Annotated in this window: 17 protein-coding genes; 6 read left to right on the plus strand and 11 right to left on the minus strand. The window is 53.6% G+C overall.

The genetic code is table 11. From position 1 onward, the window contains the following. A complete protein-coding gene (gene nrdR / locus FDX22_RS11845; RefSeq protein ID WP_096758088.1) occupies positions 1-450 on the minus strand; it encodes a transcriptional regulator NrdR in 450 nt (149 codons plus the stop codon). 154 nt (positions 451-604) lie between these two features. Here nrdR and FDX22_RS11850 point away from each other — a divergent pair, with 154 nt between their 5' ends. Together FDX22_RS11850 and FDX22_RS11855 are read left to right on the plus strand one after the other, a co-directional pair. After that, positions 605-1144 (plus strand): DUF3251 domain-containing protein, encoded by a 540-nt coding sequence (locus FDX22_RS11850; RefSeq protein ID WP_146717232.1) that lies wholly within the window; start codon positions 605-607, stop codon positions 1142-1144. Positions 1145-1442: 298 nt separating this feature from the next. Next, positions 1443-2306: a nucleoside-specific channel-forming protein Tsx gene (locus tag FDX22_RS11855; RefSeq protein WP_096758090.1), complete on the plus strand. Its 864-nt coding sequence runs from the start codon at positions 1443-1445 to the stop codon at positions 2304-2306. 209 nt (positions 2307-2515) lie between these two features. Here FDX22_RS11855 and secF read toward each other — a convergent pair whose 3' ends face one another. From secF to queA, 5 genes are read right to left on the minus strand one after another with little or no spacing between them, the layout of a single operon-like run. Continuing rightward, positions 2516-3487: a protein translocase subunit SecF gene (gene secF, locus FDX22_RS11860; RefSeq protein WP_096758091.1), complete on the minus strand. Its 972-nt coding sequence runs from the start codon at positions 3485-3487 to the stop codon at positions 2516-2518. A 10-nt stretch (positions 3488-3497) separates the two neighbouring features. Then, positions 3498-5345: a protein translocase subunit SecD gene (gene secD, locus FDX22_RS11865; RefSeq protein ID WP_096758092.1), complete on the minus strand. Its 1848-nt coding sequence runs from the start codon at positions 5343-5345 to the stop codon at positions 3498-3500. A gap of 27 nt (positions 5346-5372) precedes the next feature. Then, positions 5373-5705 carry a preprotein translocase subunit YajC gene (gene yajC / locus FDX22_RS11870; RefSeq protein ID WP_052283894.1) on the minus strand — a complete coding sequence of 111 codons (333 nt, stop codon included), beginning with the start codon at positions 5703-5705 and terminating at the stop codon, positions 5373-5375. Positions 5706-5727: 22 nt separating this feature from the next. Further along, positions 5728-6855 (minus strand): tRNA guanosine(34) transglycosylase Tgt, encoded by a 1128-nt coding sequence (tgt, locus tag FDX22_RS11875; protein WP_096758093.1) that lies wholly within the window; start codon positions 6853-6855, stop codon positions 5728-5730. 53 nt (positions 6856-6908) lie between these two features. Then, the gene (gene queA, locus FDX22_RS11880) at positions 6909-7979 is read right to left on the minus strand and encodes a tRNA preQ1(34) S-adenosylmethionine ribosyltransferase-isomerase QueA (RefSeq protein WP_146717233.1); all 1071 of its coding nucleotides are present in this window, start codon (positions 7977-7979) and stop codon (positions 6909-6911) included. Positions 7980-8072: 93 nt separating this feature from the next. Between queA and acpH the strand changes: the two genes are divergently transcribed. Next, complete coding sequence (gene acpH / locus FDX22_RS11885; protein ID WP_096758095.1) at positions 8073-8654, plus strand: ACP phosphodiesterase; 582 nt, start codon at positions 8073-8075, stop codon at positions 8652-8654. A gap of 167 nt (positions 8655-8821) precedes the next feature. After that, the gene (locus FDX22_RS11890) at positions 8822-9424 is read left to right on the plus strand and encodes a peroxiredoxin (RefSeq protein ID WP_048212444.1); all 603 of its coding nucleotides are present in this window, start codon (positions 8822-8824) and stop codon (positions 9422-9424) included. Between the two features lie 46 nt (positions 9425-9470). On the opposite strand, the gene malZ is transcribed toward FDX22_RS11890, so the two are convergent. The 5 genes from malZ to phoB all read right to left on the minus strand — a co-directional run bounded on the left by malZ (position 9471) and on the right by phoB (position 16649). Continuing rightward, positions 9471-11288: a maltodextrin glucosidase gene (malZ, locus tag FDX22_RS11895; RefSeq protein ID WP_146717234.1), complete on the minus strand. Its 1818-nt coding sequence runs from the start codon at positions 11286-11288 to the stop codon at positions 9471-9473. A gap of 138 nt (positions 11289-11426) precedes the next feature. Next, positions 11427-12800, minus strand: a complete 1374-nt coding sequence (gene proY, locus FDX22_RS11900; RefSeq protein WP_115259248.1) for a proline-specific permease ProY — start codon at positions 12798-12800, stop codon at positions 11427-11429. An 81-nt stretch (positions 12801-12881) separates the two neighbouring features. Further along, positions 12882-14201 carry a branched-chain amino acid transporter carrier protein BrnQ gene (gene brnQ / locus FDX22_RS11905; RefSeq protein WP_115259249.1) on the minus strand — a complete coding sequence of 440 codons (1320 nt, stop codon included), beginning with the start codon at positions 14199-14201 and terminating at the stop codon, positions 12882-12884. A 412-nt stretch (positions 14202-14613) separates the two neighbouring features. Continuing rightward, positions 14614-15909 (minus strand): phosphate regulon sensor histidine kinase PhoR, encoded by a 1296-nt coding sequence (phoR, locus tag FDX22_RS11910; RefSeq protein WP_096759459.1) that lies wholly within the window; start codon positions 15907-15909, stop codon positions 14614-14616. Between the two features lie 50 nt (positions 15910-15959). Further along, entirely contained in the window at positions 15960-16649 is a 690-nt protein-coding gene (gene phoB / locus FDX22_RS11915) for a phosphate response regulator transcription factor PhoB (RefSeq protein ID WP_096758099.1), read from the minus strand. 192 nt (positions 16650-16841) lie between these two features. On the opposite strand from phoB, the gene sbcD reads away from it, so the two are divergent. Then, a complete protein-coding gene (sbcD, locus tag FDX22_RS11920; protein ID WP_115259250.1) occupies positions 16842-18044 on the plus strand; it encodes an exonuclease subunit SbcD in 1203 nt (400 codons plus the stop codon). Then, positions 18041-21172: an exonuclease subunit SbcC gene (sbcC, locus tag FDX22_RS11925; RefSeq protein ID WP_146717235.1), complete on the plus strand. Its 3132-nt coding sequence runs from the start codon at positions 18041-18043 to the stop codon at positions 21170-21172. Before sbcD ends, sbcC begins: the two co-directional genes overlap by 4 nt. Positions 21173-21276: the final 104 nt, after the last annotated feature.

Below are 21276 nucleotides of genomic sequence, written 5' to 3' on the forward strand. Positions count from 1 at the left end.
TTAATCCTGTAGGCGAGCAATCTCTTCGCCAAATTCTTTGATATCTTCAAAGCTCCGGTAAACCGAAGCAAAACGGATGTAGGCCACTTTATCGAGCTTTTTCAGTTGCTCCATCACCAGATTACCGATCATTTTACTCGGCACCTCGCGCTCGCCCGTCCCACGCAGCTGTGATTTTATATGGTTTAACGCCATTTCGACGTCATCTGCGCTGACCGGCCGTTTCTCAAGCGCTCTCAGCATGCCGCTGCGCAGCTTCTCTTCATTAAAAGGCTCGCGCACGTCGTTGCTTTTTACAACGCGTGGCATAACCAGTTCTGCCACTTCAAAAGTGGTAAAACGTTCGTTACAGACCAGACACTGCCGACGGCGGCGTACTGAAGAGCCCTCGCCGACAAGACGAGAGTCAATTACCTTTGTGTCTACGGCGAAACAGAATGGGCAATGCATACGGCGTCCTGTACCTCAGTGGTTCATAGAGATCTATTTTACCCTGAACTGGCGCGACAACAAAGGCAGAGCGCTTTTGAGACAAAGGATCGATGCCTTCGTGCTCTGAGCACACTACCATTATGCTATCGCGACAATGTAGGAAGTAATCATAATGACAAGACGTTACCTAAGAATTCTCCTGGTGGGAAGCCTCTTTAGTCTTAATGCCTGCGCACAGCAAGCTGAAGTACGACAGATGCATCAAAGCGTAAGTACCTTGAGCAAAGAGATGACCCAGCTCAATCAGGAAACGGTAAAAATAACGCAACAAAATATGTTGAATGCGAAATCCACCCGCGGCGTCTATTTATTACCGGGTTCGAAAACCCCCGCCCGCCTGAACAGCCAGATTGGTACGCTCCGCATGTCACTGGTCAATATTGCACCGAATGCGGACGGTACGCGCCTGACGCTGCGCATTCAGGGAGAATCCAACACACCGTTACCGGCATTTAGCGCCACCGTAGAGTACGGGCAAATCCAGGGCACCACGGACAACTATCAGGAAATGAACGTTAAGAATGAATTGATCAACGCTCCGGCAAGCCTTCTTGCCCCCAGTGACGTAGACATTCCGCTACAGCTCAATGGCCTGTCGCTTGATCAACTCGGCTTTGTACGCATCCATGACATCCAGCCTGTGACCCAATAAACTTTTTTGCGGAGCGTTTTGTGCGTTCCGCAACACCCATCCCCGTCATTTTGTTACTCCGCTGACATCACCGATATTTTTAGTAAAACTTGGCAACATTCATGGGAGTCAGTACAATTCGCCGCCTAAAGTACGCAAACGTGAACGCAATCGATTACGTAAATGATAGAACTGTGAAACAAGACATATTTTTGTGAACAATGATTTTTATAATAGGCTCCGAAGAATTACGAAATATTTAGAAACGCAAATTGCGCCTTTTTCACTCCCGAAAGGGATTTCAAACAGTGGCATACATATGAAAAAAACATTACTTGCAGCCGGTGCAGTGCTGGCGCTCTCCTCGTCTTTCACTGCTAATGCAGCAGAAAACAACAAACCGGAATACCTGTCCGACTGGTGGCACCAGAGCGTTAACGTTGTCGGCAGCTACCACACCCGTTTCTCTCCGAAACTGAACAACGACGTTTACCTGGAATACGAAGCGTTTGCCAAAAAAGACTGGTTTGATTTCTATGGCTACATCGATATTCCTAAGACCTTTGATTGGGGTAACGGCAACGATAAAGGTATCTGGTCTGACGGTTCCCCGCTGTTTATGGAAATCGAACCGCGTTTCTCCATCGACAAACTGACCGGTGCTGACCTGAGCTTTGGTCCGTTCAAAGAGTGGTACTTCGCCAACAACTACATCTACGACATGGGTGATAACAAAGCCAGTCGCCAGAGCACCTGGTACATGGGTCTGGGTACCGATATCGACACCGGTCTGCCGATGGGCCTGTCTCTGAACGTCTATGCCAAATACCAGTGGCAGAACTATGGCGCATCCAACGAAAACGAATGGGATGGCTACCGTTTTAAAGTGAAATATTTTGTGCCGATCACCCAGGTTTGGGGCGGTCAGTTGACCTACATCGGCTTCACCAACTTCGACTGGGGCTCAGATCTGGGCGATGATCCGAACCGCACCAGCAACTCTATCGCCTCCAGCCACGTTCTGGCGCTGAACTACGATCACTGGCACTACTCCGTAGTGGCTCGTTACTTCCATAACGGCGGCCAGTGGAAAGGTGGAGATACTCTGAACTGGGGCGAAGGCGACTTCAGTGCGAAATCTACCGGTTGGGGTGGTTACTTTGTTGTAGGTTACAACTTCTAAATTGAGGTTGGTTGTCGCCGGATGGCGCTATGCTTATCCGGCATACCTATATGTAAGTATGTAGGTTGCGCCACTGCCCTGAACATTCGTCCTACACAAGCCAGCTTAATTGCTGGCTTTTTTATGCCCGGTCCACGTGAAGCCAGCGTACAACAGGCAAAAAAATCCCGACCTTGCGATCGGGATTCCAGTGTAACGCCCTGCGTCGGTTAAGGCAGAATAGACGGCTGATCCGCCCCTTCTTTCTCAACTTTCTGCTGCAGCATGTGCTCACGCTTCATACCCAGCTTCAGCGCCAGTGCCGATGCCACGTAGATAGACGACGCGGTACCGATGGACACACCGATAAGCATAGTCAGCGAGAAGCCTTCCAGTACCGGACCACCAAAGAGGTACAGCATCAGAATAACCACTAACGTTGTACCGGAGGTAATCAACGTACGGTGCAGCGTTTGGGTCAACGACACGTTAAAGATTTCATAAGGCGTCCCGCGACGGATTTTGCGGAAGTTCTCACGAATACGGTCAGAAACCACGATGCTGTCGTTCAGCGAGTAACCGATAACCGACATCAACGATGCGACGATAGTCAGGTCAATCTCGATATGGAACAACGACAGGATCCCAAGCGTGATGATCACGTCGTGCGCCAGCGAGATAACCACGCCCGCCGCCAGTCGCCACTCAAAGCGGAAACCGACGTACACGAGGATGGAGATCAGCGCCACGATCAGCGCCATCGCACCGTTTTGTGCCAGATCGGCACCGACGCTAGGCCCGACGAATTCGATACGCTTCACCGCTGCATGCTGGTTGGTGGCTTCGTTAATGACGCTCAGCACCTTGCTACCCAGCACTTGCCCACCGTTTTCACCTTCGGTTGGCGGCATACGTACCATAATGTCGTGGCTGCTACCGAAGTTCTGCAGCAGCGGCTCAACGAAGCCCGCTTTCTCCAGCGCATCGCGCATCACGTCCATTTCCGCCGGTTTTTCCAGCGTGATTTCAATTACCGTACCACCGGTGAAATCGAGCCCCCAGTTAAACCCACGTACGCCCATCACCACGATGGCCGCAATCAGCAGGAAACCAGAGATGCCGAAAGCCCAGTAGTCCCAGCGCATAAAGTCGATGACTTTACGGCCGTGGTTCAATTGTTCAACAGTATATTCCTGTGCCACTTCGCACTCCTCAGATTGACAGCTTTTTGACGCGCTTGCCGCCATACAACAGGTTTACGATGGCACGTGTCCCGACGATCGCGGTAAACATCGACGTCGCCACACCAATACCGGTAGTAATCGCGAACCCTTTAATTGCCCCGGTACCGACTGCATACAGGATCAGAACTTTAATCAGCGTCGTGATGTTCGCATCGAAGATGGAACTGAATGCGCCCGCATAACCTTCGTTGATCGCCTGCTGAATCGAACGTCCGTTACTCAACTCTTCTTTGATACGTTCGTTGATCAGTACGTTCGCATCGACCGCTACGGCAAGGGTTAAGACGATCCCCGCGATACCCGGCATACTTAGCGTAGCGCCCGGCAGCAGCGACATGATACCGACAATCAGTACCAGGTTCGCAATCAGCGCGCTGGTCGCAATCAGACCAAACTTCTTGTAGAAGAAGATCATAAACAGAATAGAAACAGCCAGACCAGCCAGACACGCTTCCAGACCCTGCTTGATGTTCTGCATACCCAGAGTCGGGCCGATGGTGCGTTCTTCAACAATCTGAATCGGCGCAATCAACGCACCGGCACGTAACAGCAGTGAAAGCTGACGCGCTTCATTCGGGTTGTTGATACCGGTGATACGGAAGCTGTTGCCCAAGCGAGACTGGATGTTGGCGATGTTAATCACCTCTTCCTGTTTCACCAGCACTGAACGGCCATTCGCATCTTTTTTACCGCTGTCTTTGTACTCCACGAACAGGGTCGCCATCGGCTTACCGATGTTATCCTTGGTGAAGTTAGACATGATGTTACCACCCGCGCTATCCAGCGAGATGTTAACCTGCGGCTGATTGTATTCGTCCTGGCTGGAAGTGGAATCGGTGATATGGTCACCGGTCAGGATCACGCGTTTATACAGCACAACCGGCTGTCCTTCACGAGACTGTTTCACTTCCGAGTCACCCGGTACGCGCCCGGATGCCGCCGCAGACTGGTCCACGTTGGTGTTTACCAGACGGAACTCCAGCGTCGCCGTTGCGCCCAGAATCTCTTTCGCACGCGCGGTGTCCTGAATACCCGGCAGTTCGACCACGATGCGGTCGGCGCCCTGGCGTTGAACAACCGGCTCAGCGACACCCAGCTGGTTAACACGATTACGCAGAATATTGATGTTCTGCTGTACCGCGTACTCACGGGCTTCACTCAGACGTGCATCGGTCATCACTGCACGCAGCGCATTGCTGCCCTGGCTGGAAATAACCAGATCCTGATGACGCTTGCTCAGATAAGAGATCGCGTCGTCACGCGCCTTGCCATCACGGAAGGTGATGCTCAGACCGTAGTTATCTTCTTTACGAACGGTAGTATAAGGAATGCCTTTTTCACGCAGATCGCTGCGCAGGCTATCGATATTTTGTTCCTGCAGTTTACCCAGCGCGGTGTCCATATCCACTTCCATCAGGAAGTGAACGCCACCACGCAGATCAAGACCGAGTTTCATCGGTTCCGCGTGAATAGCAGCCAGCCAGCGAGGGGTTGCCGGAGCAAGGTTAAGCGCCACGACGTATTGATCACCCAGCACGCCCAGCAGCACTTCACGTGCGCGCAATTGGGTATCGGTGGAGTCGAAGCGCGCAAGAATAGCGCCCTCTTCCAGAGCCACAGACTTAGGTGTGATTTTTTCTTCTTGTAACGTTTTCTGGACCTGGATCAGCGTTTGCTCACTGGCGGCGGCACCGCGCACGCCAGTGATTTGAACAGCCGGATCCTCACCATACAGGTTGGGAAGTGCGTAAAGCAGGCCGACGATAATCACGACGACCAGCATGATGTACTTCCACAAAGGATAACGGTTTAACACGGCAGTTCCCTTTGGGAAAACGGAATATTACAGCGCCTTCATGGTGCCTTTCGGCAGAACGGCAGCTACGAAGTCACGTTTGATAACCACTTCAGTGGTGTCGTTCAGTGCGATAGAGATGTAGCCAGTTTCCGCTACTTTGGTCACACGACCGACCAGGCCACCGTTCGTCAGGACTTCATCACCTTTGGCAATGGAGCTCATCAGATTTTTATGCTCTTTGGTACGCTTTTGCTGTGGACGCAGGATCATGAAGTAGAAAATCAGACCAAACACCACCAGCATCAGAATCAGAGACATCGGGCTGCCCTGCGCCGGAGCACCTGTTGCCGCTACCGCATCAGAAATAAAAAAGCTCATTCAAATTCCCTCATTATTAAAATTAATCAACGTTCACAGGTGGAACAGGTCGACCCTGACGTTGGTAAAAATCGGTTACGAAGCTCTCTAATTTACCCTCTTCAATAGCCTTGCGTAAACCCGCCATCAAGCGCTGGTAGTAGCGAAGGTTATGAATGGTATTGAGTCGCGCGCCCAATATTTCGTTGCAACGGTCAAGATGATGCAAGTAAGCGCGTGAATAATTGCGACAGGTGTAACAATCGCACTCAGCGTCGAGTGGACTGGTGTCGCTTTTATGTTTCGCGTTACGAATTTTTACCACGCCGTCAGTCACAAACAAATGGCCATTACGGGCATTTCGCGTTGGCATCACACAGTCAAACATATCGATACCACGACGCACGCCTTCAACCAGATCTTCTGGTTTGCCGACGCCCATCAGGTAACGAGGTTTATCTGCCGGAATTTGTGGGCAAACATGTTCCAGAATACGGTGCATGTCTTCTTTCGGTTCACCCACAGCCAAACCGCCGACAGCGTAGCCATCAAAGCCTATATCTACCAGACCTTTAACAGAGATATCACGTAAATCTTCGTAAACGCTGCCCTGAATGATGCCAAAAAGCGCATTTTTGTTGCCGAGGCTATCAAAACGGTCACGGCTACGCTGTGCCCAACGCAATGACATCTCCATCGAGCGTTTAGCATAGTCCCAGTCAGCCGGGTACGGTGTACATTCGTCGAAAATCATCACGATATCGGAACCGAGATCGTATTGAATCTCCATCGATTTCTCAGGATCGAGGAAAATCGGATCGCCGTTGATCGGGTTGCGGAAATGTACACCCTGCTCGGTAATCTTACGGATATCGCCCAGGCTGAATACCTGGAAACCGCCGGAATCGGTGAGGATCGGTCCTTTCCACTGCATGAAGTCATGCAAATCGCCATGCAGCTTCATGATTTCCTGCCCTGGGCGCAGCCACAGGTGGAACGTGTTGCCGAGAATAATTTGTGCGCCGGTCGCTTCAACTTCTTCCGGCGTCATACCTTTCACCGTACCGTAGGTACCGACAGGCATAAAAGCAGGCGTTTCCACTACGCCACGATCAAAAACAAGGCGTCCGCGGCGAGCACGACCGTCTGTGGTATCCAGTTCAAATTTCATCTTAACTCCTGCGTCAGAAAAACAGTCCGACGTAAAATACTCATGCCGGGAACTTACTCCCCGACACGCTCAGAAATAGCCTGCGGATTGTACGTGATAAACATCGCATCACCGTAACTAAAAAAGCGATATTCCGCTATAACCGCTTCATGATAGGCGTTCATGGTGTTTTTATAACCTGCAAACGCCGAAACCAACATAATCAATGTCGATTCAGGGAGATGGAAGTTGGTTACCAGCGCATCGATGACGTTGTACTGATAGCCCGGGTAGATAAAGATTTGCGTATCCCCGAAGAACGGTTCGATCAGATCATTTTTCGCCGCCTGAGCCGCGCTTTCCAGCGAACGAACTGAGGTCGTCCCTACCGCGATCACGCGATTACCGCGCGCTTTCGCCGCCAGTACCGCGTCGACCACGTCCTGCGGAACTTCCGCATATTCGGAATGCATGATGTGATCTTCAATGGTGTCTACGCGCACCGGCTGGAACGTCCCCGCCCCAACGTGCAGCGTCACAAACGCCATCTCAATGCCCTTTTCACGCAGTTTTGCCAGTAACGGATCGTCAAAGTGCAGACCCGCTGTCGGTGCCGCCACGGCGCCAGGTTTTTCGCTGTATACGGTCTGGTACAGTTCACGGTCGGCGTCTTCATCCGGGCGGTCGATATACGGCGGCAGCGGCATATGGCCGATGGCGTTGAGGATATCCAGTACGCTGCGTTTGTCGTCAAACGCCACTTCAAACAGCGCATCATGGCGCGCAACCATCGTCGCTTTAATGCTTTCATCATCGCCCAGCAACAGCTCAGCACCCGGCTTCGGCGCTTTGGATGCGCGAATATGAGCCAGAATACGTTTGTCATCGAGCATGCGCTCAACCAGCACTTCAATCTTGCCGCCGCTGGCTTTACGCCCAAACAGGCGAGCCGGGATCACGCGGGTATTGTTAAAGACCAGAAGATCTCCGGGGTTGAGCTTGTCGAGCAAATCGGTGAAAGTACCGTGCGTCAGCGCGCCCGTTGGCCCATCCAGCGACAGCAAACGGCAGCTACTGCGCTCTGCTTGCGGATAGTGGGCAATCAGGGATTCAGGAAGTTCAAAGGTGAAATCGGTAACGCGCATGACACTGACTCAGACTAAAATAAGAGGCGGGTAGTCTAGTGCCGGGGCGCTTTCCCTGCAACCTTTACCCCGCTTTTGGACAGATAATCGATAATGAATTTTCTTGCACATTTACATCTGGCGCATTTAGCCGACAGTTCACTCTCCGGCAACCTGCTGGCGGATTTTGTTCGCGGAAACCCGGCATCCAGTTTTGCGCCTGAGGTGGTGGACGGCATTTTCATGCATCGTCGAATCGACGTCATGACCGACAACCTGCCGGAAGTCCGTGAAGCTAAAGAGTGGTTTCGCAGCGAAACGCGCCGCGTCGCGCCGATTACGCTCGACGTGATGTGGGATCACTTTTTATCGCGCCACTGGGCAGAAATCTCGCCCGACTTCCCATTAGCAGCCTTTGTCCGCTACGCCCATACTCAGGTTGCCACAATCTTGCCTGAATCGCCGCCGCGCTTTGTCAATCTGAACAATTACATGTGGTCAGAGAAATGGCTGGAGCGCTATCAGGATATGGATTTTATCCAGGATGTGCTCAATGGCATGGCCAGCCGCCGCCCGCGTCTCGATGCCCTGCGCGACTCGTGGTATGACCTGGACAGACATTACGACGCGCTGGAAGAACGCTTCTGGCGTTTTTATCCGCAGATGATGGAACAGGCCCGCCGTAAAGCACTTTGATCGCCCGACAGCACTGGGCCGAATAAGGTGACGCCACCATCCGGAAAAACATTGATAGCCAAAACCTGTCTCATTGATTGTCAGCGCCTCTTTGTCTTATTCCCGAACACTCTCTATACTGGCCCGCGTTGCGTTCCAAAAAACCCTTAACTTTGCAGGAGAATTATATGGTACTGGTAACTCGTCAGGCTCCGGATTTCACAGCAGCTGCGGTACTGGGTAGCGGTGAGATTGTTGATAACTTCAACTTCAAACAGCATACCAACGGTAAAACCACCGTTCTGTTCTTCTGGCCGATGGACTTCACCTTCGTTTGCCCGTCTGAACTGATCGCGTTCGACAAACGTTACGAAGAATTCCAGAAGCGCGGCGTTGAAGTGGTTGGCGTTTCTTTTGACTCTGAATTTGTCCATAACGCATGGCGTAACACCCCTGTCGACAAAGGCGGCATCGGTGCAGTGAAATACGCAATGGTTGCTGACATCAAGCGCGAAATCCAGAAAGCTTACGGCATCGAGCACCCGGAAGCGGGCGTTGCTCTGCGCGGTTCTTTCCTGATCGACGCGAACGGCGTTGTTCGCCACCAGGTGGTTAACGATCTGCCGCTGGGTCGTAACATCGACGAAATGCTGCGTATGGTTGACGCGCTGCAGTTCCACGAAGAGCACGGTGACGTTTGCCCTGCACAGTGGGAAAAAGGTAAAGAAGGTATGAACGCGTCTCCGGACGGCGTGGCAAAATACCTGACCGAAAACGTCTCCAGCCTGTAATTGGCATGAATTGAACAAGGCCCGCAAATGCGGGCCTTTTTTTATCTCAATGACCCGACCACACCGACGCTGAGATTGCAGGCAACGTCAGTACATCACCCATGACCTGGCCTTTGCCCTCTTCATGTCGCCACTGCGCGACATTGAGCAACGGCGACGACGGCAGGACCACTTCACAGGCGTGTCCCCGGTTAATCGCCACCAGTACGCGCTGCTGGTTAAGTACCCGGACAAATACCACCACGTTATCTTCGGCGTAAATTACCTGACAGCCGCCGTGGCGTAGCGCCTTGCTACGATGACGTAATTTCGCCAACCGCTGGTACAGCGCCAACAGTTCGCCGTCCTGTTGATCCTTCTGCCACGGGAACGGTTTACGACAGAACGGATCGTTATTTCCATCCAGCCCCACTTCATCACCGTAGTAAATACACGGCACGCCAGGCCACGTAAACAGCCACACCACCGCCAGTGGCAGGCGCGCAACATCTTTGCCCAGTAAAGATTTAAAACGAGCGGTATCGTGGCTGTCGAACTGGTTGAACATACGCAACTGCTGCTCATGCGACAATCCCGCACGGTAGTTATCCATCCACGCCATGCACGTTTGAGCATCAATAGATTGCGGATCGTAAGAGATGTCGGTGTTGGCGAGAAATCCCCAGAGCGGGAAGGTAAAACCACGGTAGTTCATGGCGGCATCTTCGGCATCGGCCTGTAACCACTGGCGCGCATCGCCAAAGTGTTCACCGACCACATAGGCTTCTGGCTGCGTTTCTTTCGCCGCCTGGGTGATCCCGGCCACATGCTGCAGATTGTTGCGCGATCCACCGGCTTCTCCCAACATGTGCACAACATCAAGCCGCCAGCCGTCCATGCTCCACGGCGCTTTTAACCAGTGACGGACAATGCTGTCCTCGCCGCGATAAATTTCGTTCACCAGGCTTTCCGAGGCAAAATCCAGCTTCGGCAGGCTGGCGTAACCCAGCCAGTCCAATGCGACGCCGTCGTCAGAGAAATGGTACCAGTCGCGCCAGGGCGAGTCCGGGTTATGGCACGCCCCGTCTGTTCCCTGATGATGCCTGTCGAACCAGGCGTGCGAATCGCCACTGTGATTGAATACGCCGTCCAACACCAGGCGCATTCCCTGTTGCTGCGTGTTATGCCGCAGGCGTAATAGCGCCCTGTCGCCACCAAAGCGGGGGTCAACATGGCGATAATCTTCGGTATCGTATTTATGCACGCTCGGTGCGGTAAACACCGGGTTCAGATACAGTGCTGTTACCCCTAAGCTTTTCAGGTACGGCAGCTTCTCGCTGATCCCGTCCAAATCACCACCATAGAACGTCGAGCCTCCGGCCTGTGCGTTCAGCGGTTCATCCCAGTCGCGCTGCACAATATCGTGCCCGGCCGCGTGGTGGTAATAGACGTTATCCTGTTCTGTATCGCGCGACTGACTGCGGGCAAAGCGGTCCGGGAAAATCTGATAGAAAACCTGGTCGGCCACCCATTGCGGACCATTGTCTGGCACATCCACAGCAAACTGTTCCAGCCGCGCGGGCGGAAATCGGCTGAACCCTTGCGGGGTAAACCACAGCTGGCGATCGAGCCACAGCAGCTTAAAGCTATAGCGTCGACGAGGCTGGCCGCAGGAGAGATCGATTGCCGCGCGCCACGCGGTCACGCCAGGCTGCGGCTGGCTGCGCTGCTTATGCATGCCGAGCGAGATCTCTTCGTTATCATTTTCTGCGCGTAACGTGACCCGCTGGGGTTGATTGTCCCCTGCCAGCCAGAGCGTAATCGTCAGTTTATCGTTGTTTTGCTTAACAAATGGGGCAACCGGAAGGTGCCAGGCGTTCAACATCACGTATCCCCTTTGATGAAAATGAAGTCACCTTGCCATAGGAAAGTTAAGGATCACTCATCATCTTAACGTTTATTGGGGGAGGAGTTCGGGGGAGGAGAAAATGCCGGGAGGCGCAAGCCTTACCCGGCAAAAAAATTACTGTGCTTCAGCCGGTTGACGCTCACGGCGGCGTTTGAACACCCACCCCACCAGCAGCAGGGCAATCCACGCAAAACCAACGTACAGTGAAATACGGGTATCCGGATGGTAGCCAATAAGCCCGATAATAAAGACCAGGAAAATCAGGCCAATCACCGTCGTAACCACACCGCCCGGTACTTTAAACGTCAGTGCTTTGACCTCTTCCGGCGGCAGACGACGGCGGAAGGCAATCTGCGACAGCAGGATCATGATCCATACCCACACCGTGGCAAACGTCGCCAACGAGGCGATCACCAGGAAGATGTTCTCCGGCATGATGTAGTTGAGATACACCGCAAACAGCAGGGCAATGGTCATCACCATCACCGTCACCCACGGCACGCCGCGACGCGAGGTTTTGGCGAACATTTTCGGTGCACTTCCCTGCTCCGCCATACCGTGCAGCATACGGCCCACGCCAAAGACATCAGAGTTGATCGCCGACAGCGAGGCGGTCAGCACCACAAAGTTAAGGATACCTGCCGCAAAGGTAATGCCCATATGCTGGAACGTCAGAACAAAAGGACTCCCGTCGGTGCCCACCTGATTCCATGGGTAAATAGACATAATGACGAACAGCGTGCCCACGTAAAACACGAGGATTCGCATCGGCACGGAGTTAATTGCACGCGGGATCGACTCCTGCGGGTTCTTCGCTTCACCGGCAGTAATGCCGATGATTTCAATGCCACCATAGGCAAACATCACCATTTGCAGCGACATAATCATGCCCAGCCAGCCGTTACTGAAGAACCCACCGTTGCTCCACAGGTTATGGATGCCGGTTGGTTGCCCACCGTTGCCGATCCCCCAAATGATGATGCCAAAACCGGCGACAATCATAATGATGATGGTGGCGACCTTAAAGAATGAGAACCAGAACTCCAGTTCGCCAAACACCTTCACACTCATCAGGTTGATGGCGCAGATAATCAGCACTACGCTCAGAACCCAAATCCAGTGCGGCACCGCCGGGAACCAGACGCCCATATAAATACCGAAGGCGGTCACGTCGGCAATAGCGACAATCAGGATTTCAAAACAGTAGGTCCAGCCGGTAATGTAGCCTGCCAACGGTCCGAGGTTTTCCTGCGCATAGCGCGAAAACGAGCTGGCTGCTGGGTTATGAACGGACATTTCGCCCAGCGCGCGCATGATAATGTACGCCGCCGCGCCGCCGATAATATAGGCCAACAACACGCTCGGCCCTGCCATTTTGATGGCATCGGCTGAGCCATAGAACAGCCCGGTACCAATTGCCGAACCTAATGCCATAAAGCGGATGTGCCGGGTGCTCAGCCCACGCTTTAGCTTGTTATTACTTTCCATCGATTCCTAACCTGTTAACACAATAAAAAAACCACGGGGCCATATTAATAGCCCCGTGGTTAAAACTTATTGTCAGTGATATTAGTGTGCGCTGGAGGTCACTTGTCGACCTGCTGCGCGGTCCCAAATTACGGCCAGGACCACCATCACGACTGTTGGCATCAACCACGCCAGACCTTGCTCTGCCAGCGGTAAACGCTGGGTCCAGGCTGGTAACACGTCGCCAATTGCAGAAGCTTTAATGCCATCAAGGATACCAAAAATCAGGCTGATAAACATCGCAGGTGCAATGACGCGGGAAGAATTATGCCACCATGAGCGGGTAAAGCTTAATACAACCAGTGCGATACAGGGCGGATAGATAGCCGTCAGGACCGGAATCGAGATCTGAATCAGGTGGCTCAAGCCGAGGTTTGACACCACCATCGAGAAGCCGCCAAGGATAAACACCAGCGTACGGTAAGACAGTGGAATGTACTGCGCAAAGAACTCAGCACACGCACAAGTCAGGCCAACCGCCGTCACCAGGCAAGCGATGAAAATCAACGCGGCCAGCAGCAGGCTACCTGCACCGCCGAAGGTGTGCTGAACATACGCATGCAGAATTGCCGCGCCGTTAGCAGACTGATCGACCAGAATCGCGCTGTCTGAACCCAGACGGAACAAGGCGAGGTACAGCAGCGTTAAGCCGACACCGGCCATCAATCCTGCCCAGACGGTATAACGTGTCAGCAGACGTGCTTCAGTAACGCCACGCGAACGCGCGGCGTTCACGATAACAATACCAAAGACCATCGCCCCCAGCGTATCCATCGTCAGATAGCCGTTCACGAAGCCGTTGGAAAACGCCGCAGTTTGATAGGCTTCCATGGCATTGCTGATCGGACCGGCAGGCCAGATAATCGCAGCAACAGACAGCACAACCAGCGCCAGAATTTTCAGCGGCGCGAGGAAATTCCCCACGGTATCCAGCAGTTTGCCCGGATAGAGCGACACCAGGATGACAATCGCGAAATAGACCACGCTGTAGATAAACAGCGGCAGCGCGGAGTCACCGGTCAGCGGGGCAATCCCCACTTCAAAGGAGACCGTTGCGGTACGCGGCGTTGCAAATAACGGCCCAACGGCCAGATAACAGACGGTAGCCAGTACTAAACCGGCCACTTTGCCGATCGGAGTGCTGAGGCTGTCTACACCACCGCCGACTTTTGCCAGCGCCACAACGGTGAGCACCGGCAGGCCAACAGCGGTAATCAGAAAGCCAAAAGCCGCAGTCCAGACGTGTTCGCCGGCCTGCAAACCAACCATTGGGGGGAAAATAATGTTACCTGCACCTACAAACAGTGCAAATGTCATAAATCCCAGTGCGATGATATCGCGCGATTTTAACTGATGGGTCATAAAGTCTTACAGCCTGTGGATGTGAATGTGGTGTTGTAAAGGTTAAATTTTTGCCCTTCCCTTTTGGGACGATACAGCGGCATTTTTAATCAATTCCAGCGGGAAATTCTCCCAGCCGGGCGCGGCGAAGAATAGTTTTTCGATTTACCGCGTAAATGCAGTCGGTATGACAGCACATGGTGCGCAATTTAAACGCTTATAACGTTTTAAAGCAAGGTGGGATCTAAAAACCAGAACAATATAGCGATATGAAAAATCCAGTTAGAACAAAACACCATTTCCTGGAAAAAGGTATGGGTAATAATGCGAACAAAAAACAATCAGACGTCGTAAAATTCAGGATGACTGTATTGACCCGCGTAAAAAAGCCAGCTTTCGCTGGCTTTTGGAAAGATAATCTTACGGATACGCCTCAATCGTTACTTTTGGCAAGTAAACGTTCCGCCAGCACAAAGCTAAACCGCGTCCCTTTGCCCGGCGTACTCTCGATATTCAATCGGCTGTCGTGATGATTTAAAGCATGCTTCACAATAGCCAGCCCCAGCCCGCTACCGCCCGTTTGCCGCGATCGCGCTTTATCCACGCGGTAGAAACGCTCGGTCAAACGAGGAATGTGCTCAGGCGCAATTCCTGGCCCATTATCTTCGACGCTGAACTCGGCTCCCGCCGTCGCCCGCTGCCAGCGCACGGTGATGTGCGTTCCCGCCGGCGTGTGGTTCACCGCGTTATAGATAAGATTCGAGATTGCGCTACGCAGTTGCTCCTCGTTACCCATCACGCTCAGGCGATTATCCACGTCGAAGGTAAACGTGTGTTTATTCTGGCTCAGCGTTTGTGCTTCGTGCTCAGCCACGCGCAGTATCATCGGCACATCCACTTTTTCATTCTGCGGCAGTGTCGGTGCGGCTTCTATTTTCGATAGCGTCAGCAGCTGCTTCACCAGCCCTTCCATACGCTGCGTTTGCTCACGCATGGTATCCAGCGCTTTCTCTCGCGTTGCCCCTTCCAGGGGATGCTCCTGCATCATCTCCAGATAACCTTGCAGCACCGTCAGCGGCGTACGCAACTCGTGACTGGCGTTGGCAAAGAAATTACGCCGCGCGCCTTCCAGTTGGTGCATCTGCGTGACATCGCGCGCTACCATCAGCAACTGCTTGTCGGTATACGGCATCACCCTAATTTCCAGATGCCGCCCGGTATTAAGTACCAAATTAATTGGCCGACTAAAGTCGCGCGTTTTCAGGTATGAGGTAAATTCCGGGTAGCGAAGCAGGTTAAGAATATTTTGCCCACTATCGTCCGGCCAACGCAGTCCCAGAACCTGCTGTGCCAGGCCGTTACACCAGAAAATCCCACCCTCTTCGGTGGTCAGTACCACCGCATCAGGCAGCGATTCAGCCCCGCTGCGAAAACGTTTAATCAGATTACCCAGTTCGCGGCGGCGTTTTTTGTTACGCAGTTGCATTTGATGCAGGCCGTAAAGCAGCGGTTCCCAACTGCCCCGCCCCGGCGGAGGCGTCATACTCCTGTCGACCCACAGCCACCAGGACAAACGCAGTAAATTCCAGAAATGCCAGATAAGCAGACCCGTTACCGATGCCAGTAAAAACCACGGCAGATAACCGAAAAAAGCACTAAGGATAAAAGCCGGAATGCAGCAAAGTATCAGCTCCAGTACCAGCCTTTTCCATGACAATCGTTCCAGCAAACGTCGCACTCCCTATACAACTTGATCTAATGGGCTATTTTCCGTGCCGGTCAGAAGCGGGTTGAAAAACGGTATCCCGTTCCGCGTACCGTCTGCACCATGCGATCGTGGCCGCTGTGCTCCAGCGCCTTACGCAAGCGGCGGATATGCACGTCAACCGTCCGGTCTTCTACGTACACGTTGGTGCCCCAGACATGATTAAGTAGTTGTTCGCGGCTGTAGACGCGCTCAGGATGAGTCATAAAGAAATGCAGCAGTTTGAACTCAGTTGGCCCCATATCCAGCGGTTCTTCGCCGGTCATTACACGATGCGAGGTGGGATCAAGGCTCAGCCCCTGCATCTCAATAACTTCTTCAACCGCCATTGGTGAAATACGACGCAGTACGGCTTTAATGCGCGCCACCAGCTCCTTCGGCGAAAACGGCTTGGTGATATAGTCATCCGCACCGGTTTCCAGCCCACGTACGCGATCTTCTTCATCACCTCTTGCCGTCAGCATCATCACCGGGATGTCCCGCGTCATCGCTTCACGTTTGAGGTGTTTAATGAACTGTAACCCCGAGCCGCCGGGAAGCATCCAGTCAAGCAGGATAAGATCCGGCCAGGGTTCATTGAGTTGATTCACCGCACTGTCATAGTCTTCGGCTTCTACAGGTTGGAACCCGTTTTGCTCGAGCACGAAGCAGACCATTTCACGAATTGGAGCTTCATCTTCTACGACCAGAATACGTCTCGCCATGATTTGCCCTGTTTTAATTTAATCGTTCATACCCTCTATACGCCGCCATTATGCGTCAGATTTATGACAGATTTATGAAAAAGATAGTCCAGGCTTAACCAATGTTGTTGAATTATGACAGCCCGGAAACAAGATATTCACGCCATTGCAAGGGTATAATCCCCCTCATTGCTTTTTCGTCATGGAACTCGTATGCGCATCCTTCATACCTCAGACTGGCATCTGGGCCAAAACTTCTACAGCAAGAGCCGCGCCGCCGAGCATCAGGCCTTTCTTGACTGGCTGCTGGAGACCGCACAATCCCATCAGGTGGATGCCATTATTGTGGCAGGCGATATTTTTGATACCGGCTCACCGCCGAGCTATGCCCGCGAGATTTACAACCGCTTTGTCGTCAATTTGCAGCAAACAGGCTGCCACCTGGTGGTGCTGGCAGGCAACCATGACTCGGTCGCCACGCTTAATGAATCACGCGATATTTTGGCGTTTCTGAACACCACGGTGGTCGCCAGCGCAGGCCATGGACCGCAAATACTGAAACGCCGCGACGGCACGCCAGGCGCCGTGCTGTGCCCGATTCCCTTTTTACGCCCACGCGACATCATCACCAGCCAGGCGGGACTCACCGGCAGCGAAAAACAACAGCATTTGCTGGGGGCAATTACCGACTATTACCAGCAGCAGTACCTGGACGCCTGTGAACTGCGCGGTGAACGCAACCTGCCGATCATTGCAACCGGGCACCTGACGACCGTCGGTGCCAGCAAAAGTGACGCGGTACGTGACATTTATATTGGCACACTGGATGCCTTTCCGGCGCAGAATTTCCCGCCAGCAGATTACATCGCGTTGGGACATATTCACCGGGCGCAGGTCATCGGCGGAACAGAACATATTCGCTACTGTGGCTCGCCGATTGCCCTCAGTTTTGACGAATGTGGCAAAAGCAAAGGCGTGCATCTGGTGAGCTTCGAAGACGGCAAGCTACATACCGTCGACAATCTCACCGTACCGGTCACGCAGCCGCTGGCAGTATTGAAAGGCGATTTAGCCGCCATTACCGCCCAGCTTGAGCAATGGCGCGATGTAGAGCTGCAAACGCCCGTCTGGTTAGATATTGAAATCACCACCGACGATTACCTGCACGACATGCAGCGCAAAATTCAGGCGTTGACGGAAGACCTGCCGGTAGAGGTTCTGCTGGTTCGCCGCAGTCGGGAGCAGCGCGAGCGTATTATGGCCAATGAGCGGCGTGAAACGCTGAGCGAACTGAGCGTGACGGAAGTCTTTGACCGCCGTCTGGCGCTGGAGGAACTGGAAGCGCCGAGGCGGGAACGTCTTAATCAGCTGTTTAATGACACGTTACAGACGCTTGCCGGGGAGGCTGACGCATGAAAATTCTTAGCCTGCGCCTGAAAAACCTCAACTCCCTGAAAGGGGAATGGAAAGTCGACTTCACGGCAGAGCCTTTTGCCAGCAACGGTCTGTTTGCCATCACCGGGCCTACAGGGGCCGGAAAAACCACCTTGCTCGATGCGATTTGTCTCGCGCTGTACCACGAGACACCGCGCCTGAATACCGTATCACAGTCGCAAAACGACCTGATGACCCGCGACACCGCCGAGTGTCTGGCAGAGGTCGAGTTCGAAGTTAAAGGCGAAGCCTACCGCGCGTTCTGGAGCCAGAATCGGGCGCGCAATCAGCCTGACGGCAATCTGCAGGTCCCGCGCGTGGAACTTGCCCGCTGCGCCGACGGAAAAATCCTCGCCGATAAAATCAAAGATAAACTGGACATGACCGCCACGCTCACCGGCCTGGATTACGGACGGTTTACGCGTTCGATGCTGCTGTCGCAGGGGCAATTTGCCGCCTTCCTTAACGCCAAACCCAAGGAGCGCGCCGAGCTGCTGGAAGAGCTGACCGGCACCGAAATCTACGGACAAATTTCGGCAATGGTGTTTGAAAAACACAAAGCGGCACGCAATACGCTCGAAATATGCGAAGCGCAGGCGGCGGGTGTCGTTCTGTTAAGCGAAGAGCAGCAACAGCAGTTGCAGCAAAGTTTGCAGGTACTTACTGACGAAGAAAAAATTTTGCTGGCGCAGCAGCAACATCAGCAGAAAGATTTTCAATGGGTTACGCGCAGCGACGAACTGGTTCGTGAACAGCAGCGCGTGGCTAGCTTAGCGCAGCAGGCCCAACAGGCGCTAGCGGACGCCGCGCCTGAGCTGGCAAGACTCCAGCTCGCTCAGCCTGCCAACCAGCTTCGTCCACTGTGGGATCGCCAGCAGGAGCAGACTGCACGCCTGGCGCAAACAAAGCAGCGGATCATTGAAGTAAATACTCGCTTACACGCTAAAACCTCGCTGCGCGCGCGCATCCGCAACGGTGCACTGCGCAGCCACGAGCAACTTCAGACCGAACTTACCGCACTGGCGCAGTGGTTGGCGGAGCATGATCGATTCCGCTTATGGGGCCAGGAGATTGCGGGCTGGCGCGCACTTTTTTCTCAGCGTAGTCGCGATAAGCATCAGCTTACGGCGCTCGCTGCCCGTATCGCTGAGTTACGCCAGAAACTGGCGGCGTTGCCGGAAAATGCCCTGACGCTCACCGCGGATGAGGTTGCGGTCGCGATGGAACAGCAAGCGCAATCACGGGCTTTCCGTCAGCGTCTGACCTCACTTCATGCTCGCTATCAGCCGTTGCAAAAACGTCTGCGTCAGAACGGTGAAAGCGTGCAAAAAGCGCAGGCGCAGCAGGCCGCGCTCAATGAAACGCTCACGCTACGCCGACAGCAATATAAAGAAAAAAATCAGCACTACCTGGACGTTGAAACGCTCTGCAAACAGGAAGAAAAAATCAAAGGTCTGGAGGCAGAGCGCGCGCTTTTGCAGGCCGGACAGCCCTGCCCGTTATGCGGCTCTACTGCACATCCTGCGGTCTCGGAGTATCAGGCGCTGGAACTGAGTGCAAACCAGCAACGTCGCGACCAGTTAGCCAAAGAAGTCGCAGCACTGAAAGAGGAAGGTCTGCTGGTTCTGGGGCAGGTCAATGCCCTGACACAGCAAATCCAGCGTGAGACAGAAGAGATACAGACGCTCTCTCAGGAAGAGCAAGCACTCACTAAAGAGTGGCAGGACGTTTGTACCGCTCTGAATATTACGCTGAATATTCAGGAGGATATTACCGGCTGGATGGGCGAACAGGAGCACTACGAGCGCCAGCTTTATCTGCTCAGCCAGCGCCTGACGCTGGAAAACCAGTTACACGATCAGCAACAACAGGAACGCCAGTATCAACAACAACTGGCGACGACGCATCAGGGGCTGGAAAGCGCCTTGTCCGCGCTGTTACTGACTGCACCGGAAGACGGCACAGAGGCCGCCTGGTTAAGCGCCCGCGAAACCGAATTCGCGCAGTGGCAGGAGAAACAGACGCAGCATGGCGTGATTCAGGAACGCATTCACGCCCTGAAGCCGCTGCTCGACACGCTTCCGGCAACGGACACCGCAGAAGCCGAAACGGTTATCCCTGAAAACTGGCGCGAAATTCACGACGACTGCGTGTCGCTGCAAAGCCAGCTTGCTGCACAGCAACAGCAGGAAACGCTGGAAAGCGAACGCTTGCAACAGTCGCAGGCGCAATTTACCGCCGCCCTGGCGGCCAGTTGCTTTGCCGATCAAGAGGCGTTCCTTGCCGCGCTGCTGGACGACGACACCGTCCGCCGCCTTGAGCAGTTAAAACAGACGCTGGAAAATCAATCGCAGCAGGCAACGGCGCTGTCCGGGCAAGCCAGCCAACAACTGCAGACGCATCAGGCGCTGCGCCCGGAGGGGCTGGACGCCGACGCACAAACCCTACAAGCCCGGCTGCAACAACTGGCGCAACAACTTCGAGAGAACACCACCCAACAGGGGGAGTTACGCCAGCAGCTTAAGCAGGACAGCGATAACCGCCAGCGTCAGCAGGCATTAATGCAGCAGATTAAAGAGGCGGCCAGCCAGGTCGAAGACTGGGGCTATCTGAATGCGCTAATTGGCTCGAAAGAAGGGGATAAATTCCGCAAATTTGCCCAAGGTCTGACGCTGGATAACCTGGTGTGGTTGGCTAACAATCAACTGACCCGCCTGCACGGTCGCTATCTGCTACAGCGAAAAGCCAGCGAAGCGCTGGAGCTGGAAGTGGTTGATACCTGGCAAGCCGACGCCGTTCGCGATACCCGCACGCTGTCCGGCGGTGAAAGCTTCCTGGTAAGTCTGGCCCTGGCCCTGGCACTGTCCGATCTGGTCAGCCACAAAACGCGCATTGACTCCCTGTTCCTTGATGAAGGTTTTGGCACGCTGGACAGCGAAACGCTGGATACCGCGTTGGACGCGCTGGATGCGCTAAATGCCACCGGCAAAACCATTGGCGTTATAAGCCACGTCGAGGCCATGAAAGAACGCATTCCGGTGCAAATCAAGGTGAAGAAAATCAACGGGCTGGGTTATAGCAAACTCGACAAGATGTTTGCGGTGGAGTAGTCGACAGACGGGTGCGGCTTCACAGGCCGGATAAGCGTTAGCGCCATCCGGCACAATATGTAGCATAATATTGCATACTCAGAGACGGATATGAAATGGCATTT

The sequence above is a fragment of the Citrobacter sp. TBCS-14 genome, assembly GCF_005280805.1.
GTDB classification, from domain to species: domain Bacteria; phylum Pseudomonadota; class Gammaproteobacteria; order Enterobacterales; family Enterobacteriaceae; genus Citrobacter; species Citrobacter gillenii.

Bases quoted from the DNA above. Each gene is read 5' to 3' on its own strand.
- phoB (WP_096758099.1), bottom strand. From the start codon at position 16,649: ATGGCGAGACGTATTCTGGTCGTAGAAGATGAAGCTCCAATTCGTGAA.
- proY (WP_115259248.1), bottom strand. From the start codon at position 12,800: ATGGAAAGTAATAACAAGCTAAAGCGTGGGCTGAGCACCCGGCACATC.
- tgt (WP_096758093.1), bottom strand. From the start codon at position 6,855: ATGAAATTTGAACTGGATACCACAGACGGTCGTGCTCGCCGCGGACGC.
- yajC (WP_052283894.1), bottom strand. From the start codon at position 5,705: ATGAGCTTTTTTATTTCTGATGCGGTAGCGGCAACAGGTGCTCCGGCG.
- nrdR (WP_096758088.1), bottom strand. From the start codon at position 450: ATGCATTGCCCATTCTGTTTCGCCGTAGACACAAAGGTAATTGACTCT.
- sbcC (WP_146717235.1), top strand. From the start codon at position 18,041: ATGAAAATTCTTAGCCTGCGCCTGAAAAACCTCAACTCCCTGAAAGGG.
- malZ (WP_146717234.1), bottom strand. From the start codon at position 11,288: ATGTTGAACGCCTGGCACCTTCCGGTTGCCCCATTTGTTAAGCAAAAC.
- acpH (WP_096758095.1), top strand. From the start codon at position 8,073: ATGAATTTTCTTGCACATTTACATCTGGCGCATTTAGCCGACAGTTCA.
- sbcD (WP_115259250.1), top strand. From the start codon at position 16,842: ATGCGCATCCTTCATACCTCAGACTGGCATCTGGGCCAAAACTTCTAC.
- brnQ (WP_115259249.1), bottom strand. From the start codon at position 14,201: ATGACCCATCAGTTAAAATCGCGCGATATCATCGCACTGGGATTTATG.
- FDX22_RS11850 (WP_146717232.1), top strand. From the start codon at position 605: ATGACAAGACGTTACCTAAGAATTCTCCTGGTGGGAAGCCTCTTTAGT.
- FDX22_RS11890 (WP_048212444.1), top strand. From the start codon at position 8,822: ATGGTACTGGTAACTCGTCAGGCTCCGGATTTCACAGCAGCTGCGGTA.
- queA (WP_146717233.1), bottom strand. From the start codon at position 7,979: ATGCGCGTTACCGATTTCACCTTTGAACTTCCTGAATCCCTGATTGCC.
- FDX22_RS11855 (WP_096758090.1), top strand. From the start codon at position 1,443: ATGAAAAAAACATTACTTGCAGCCGGTGCAGTGCTGGCGCTCTCCTCG.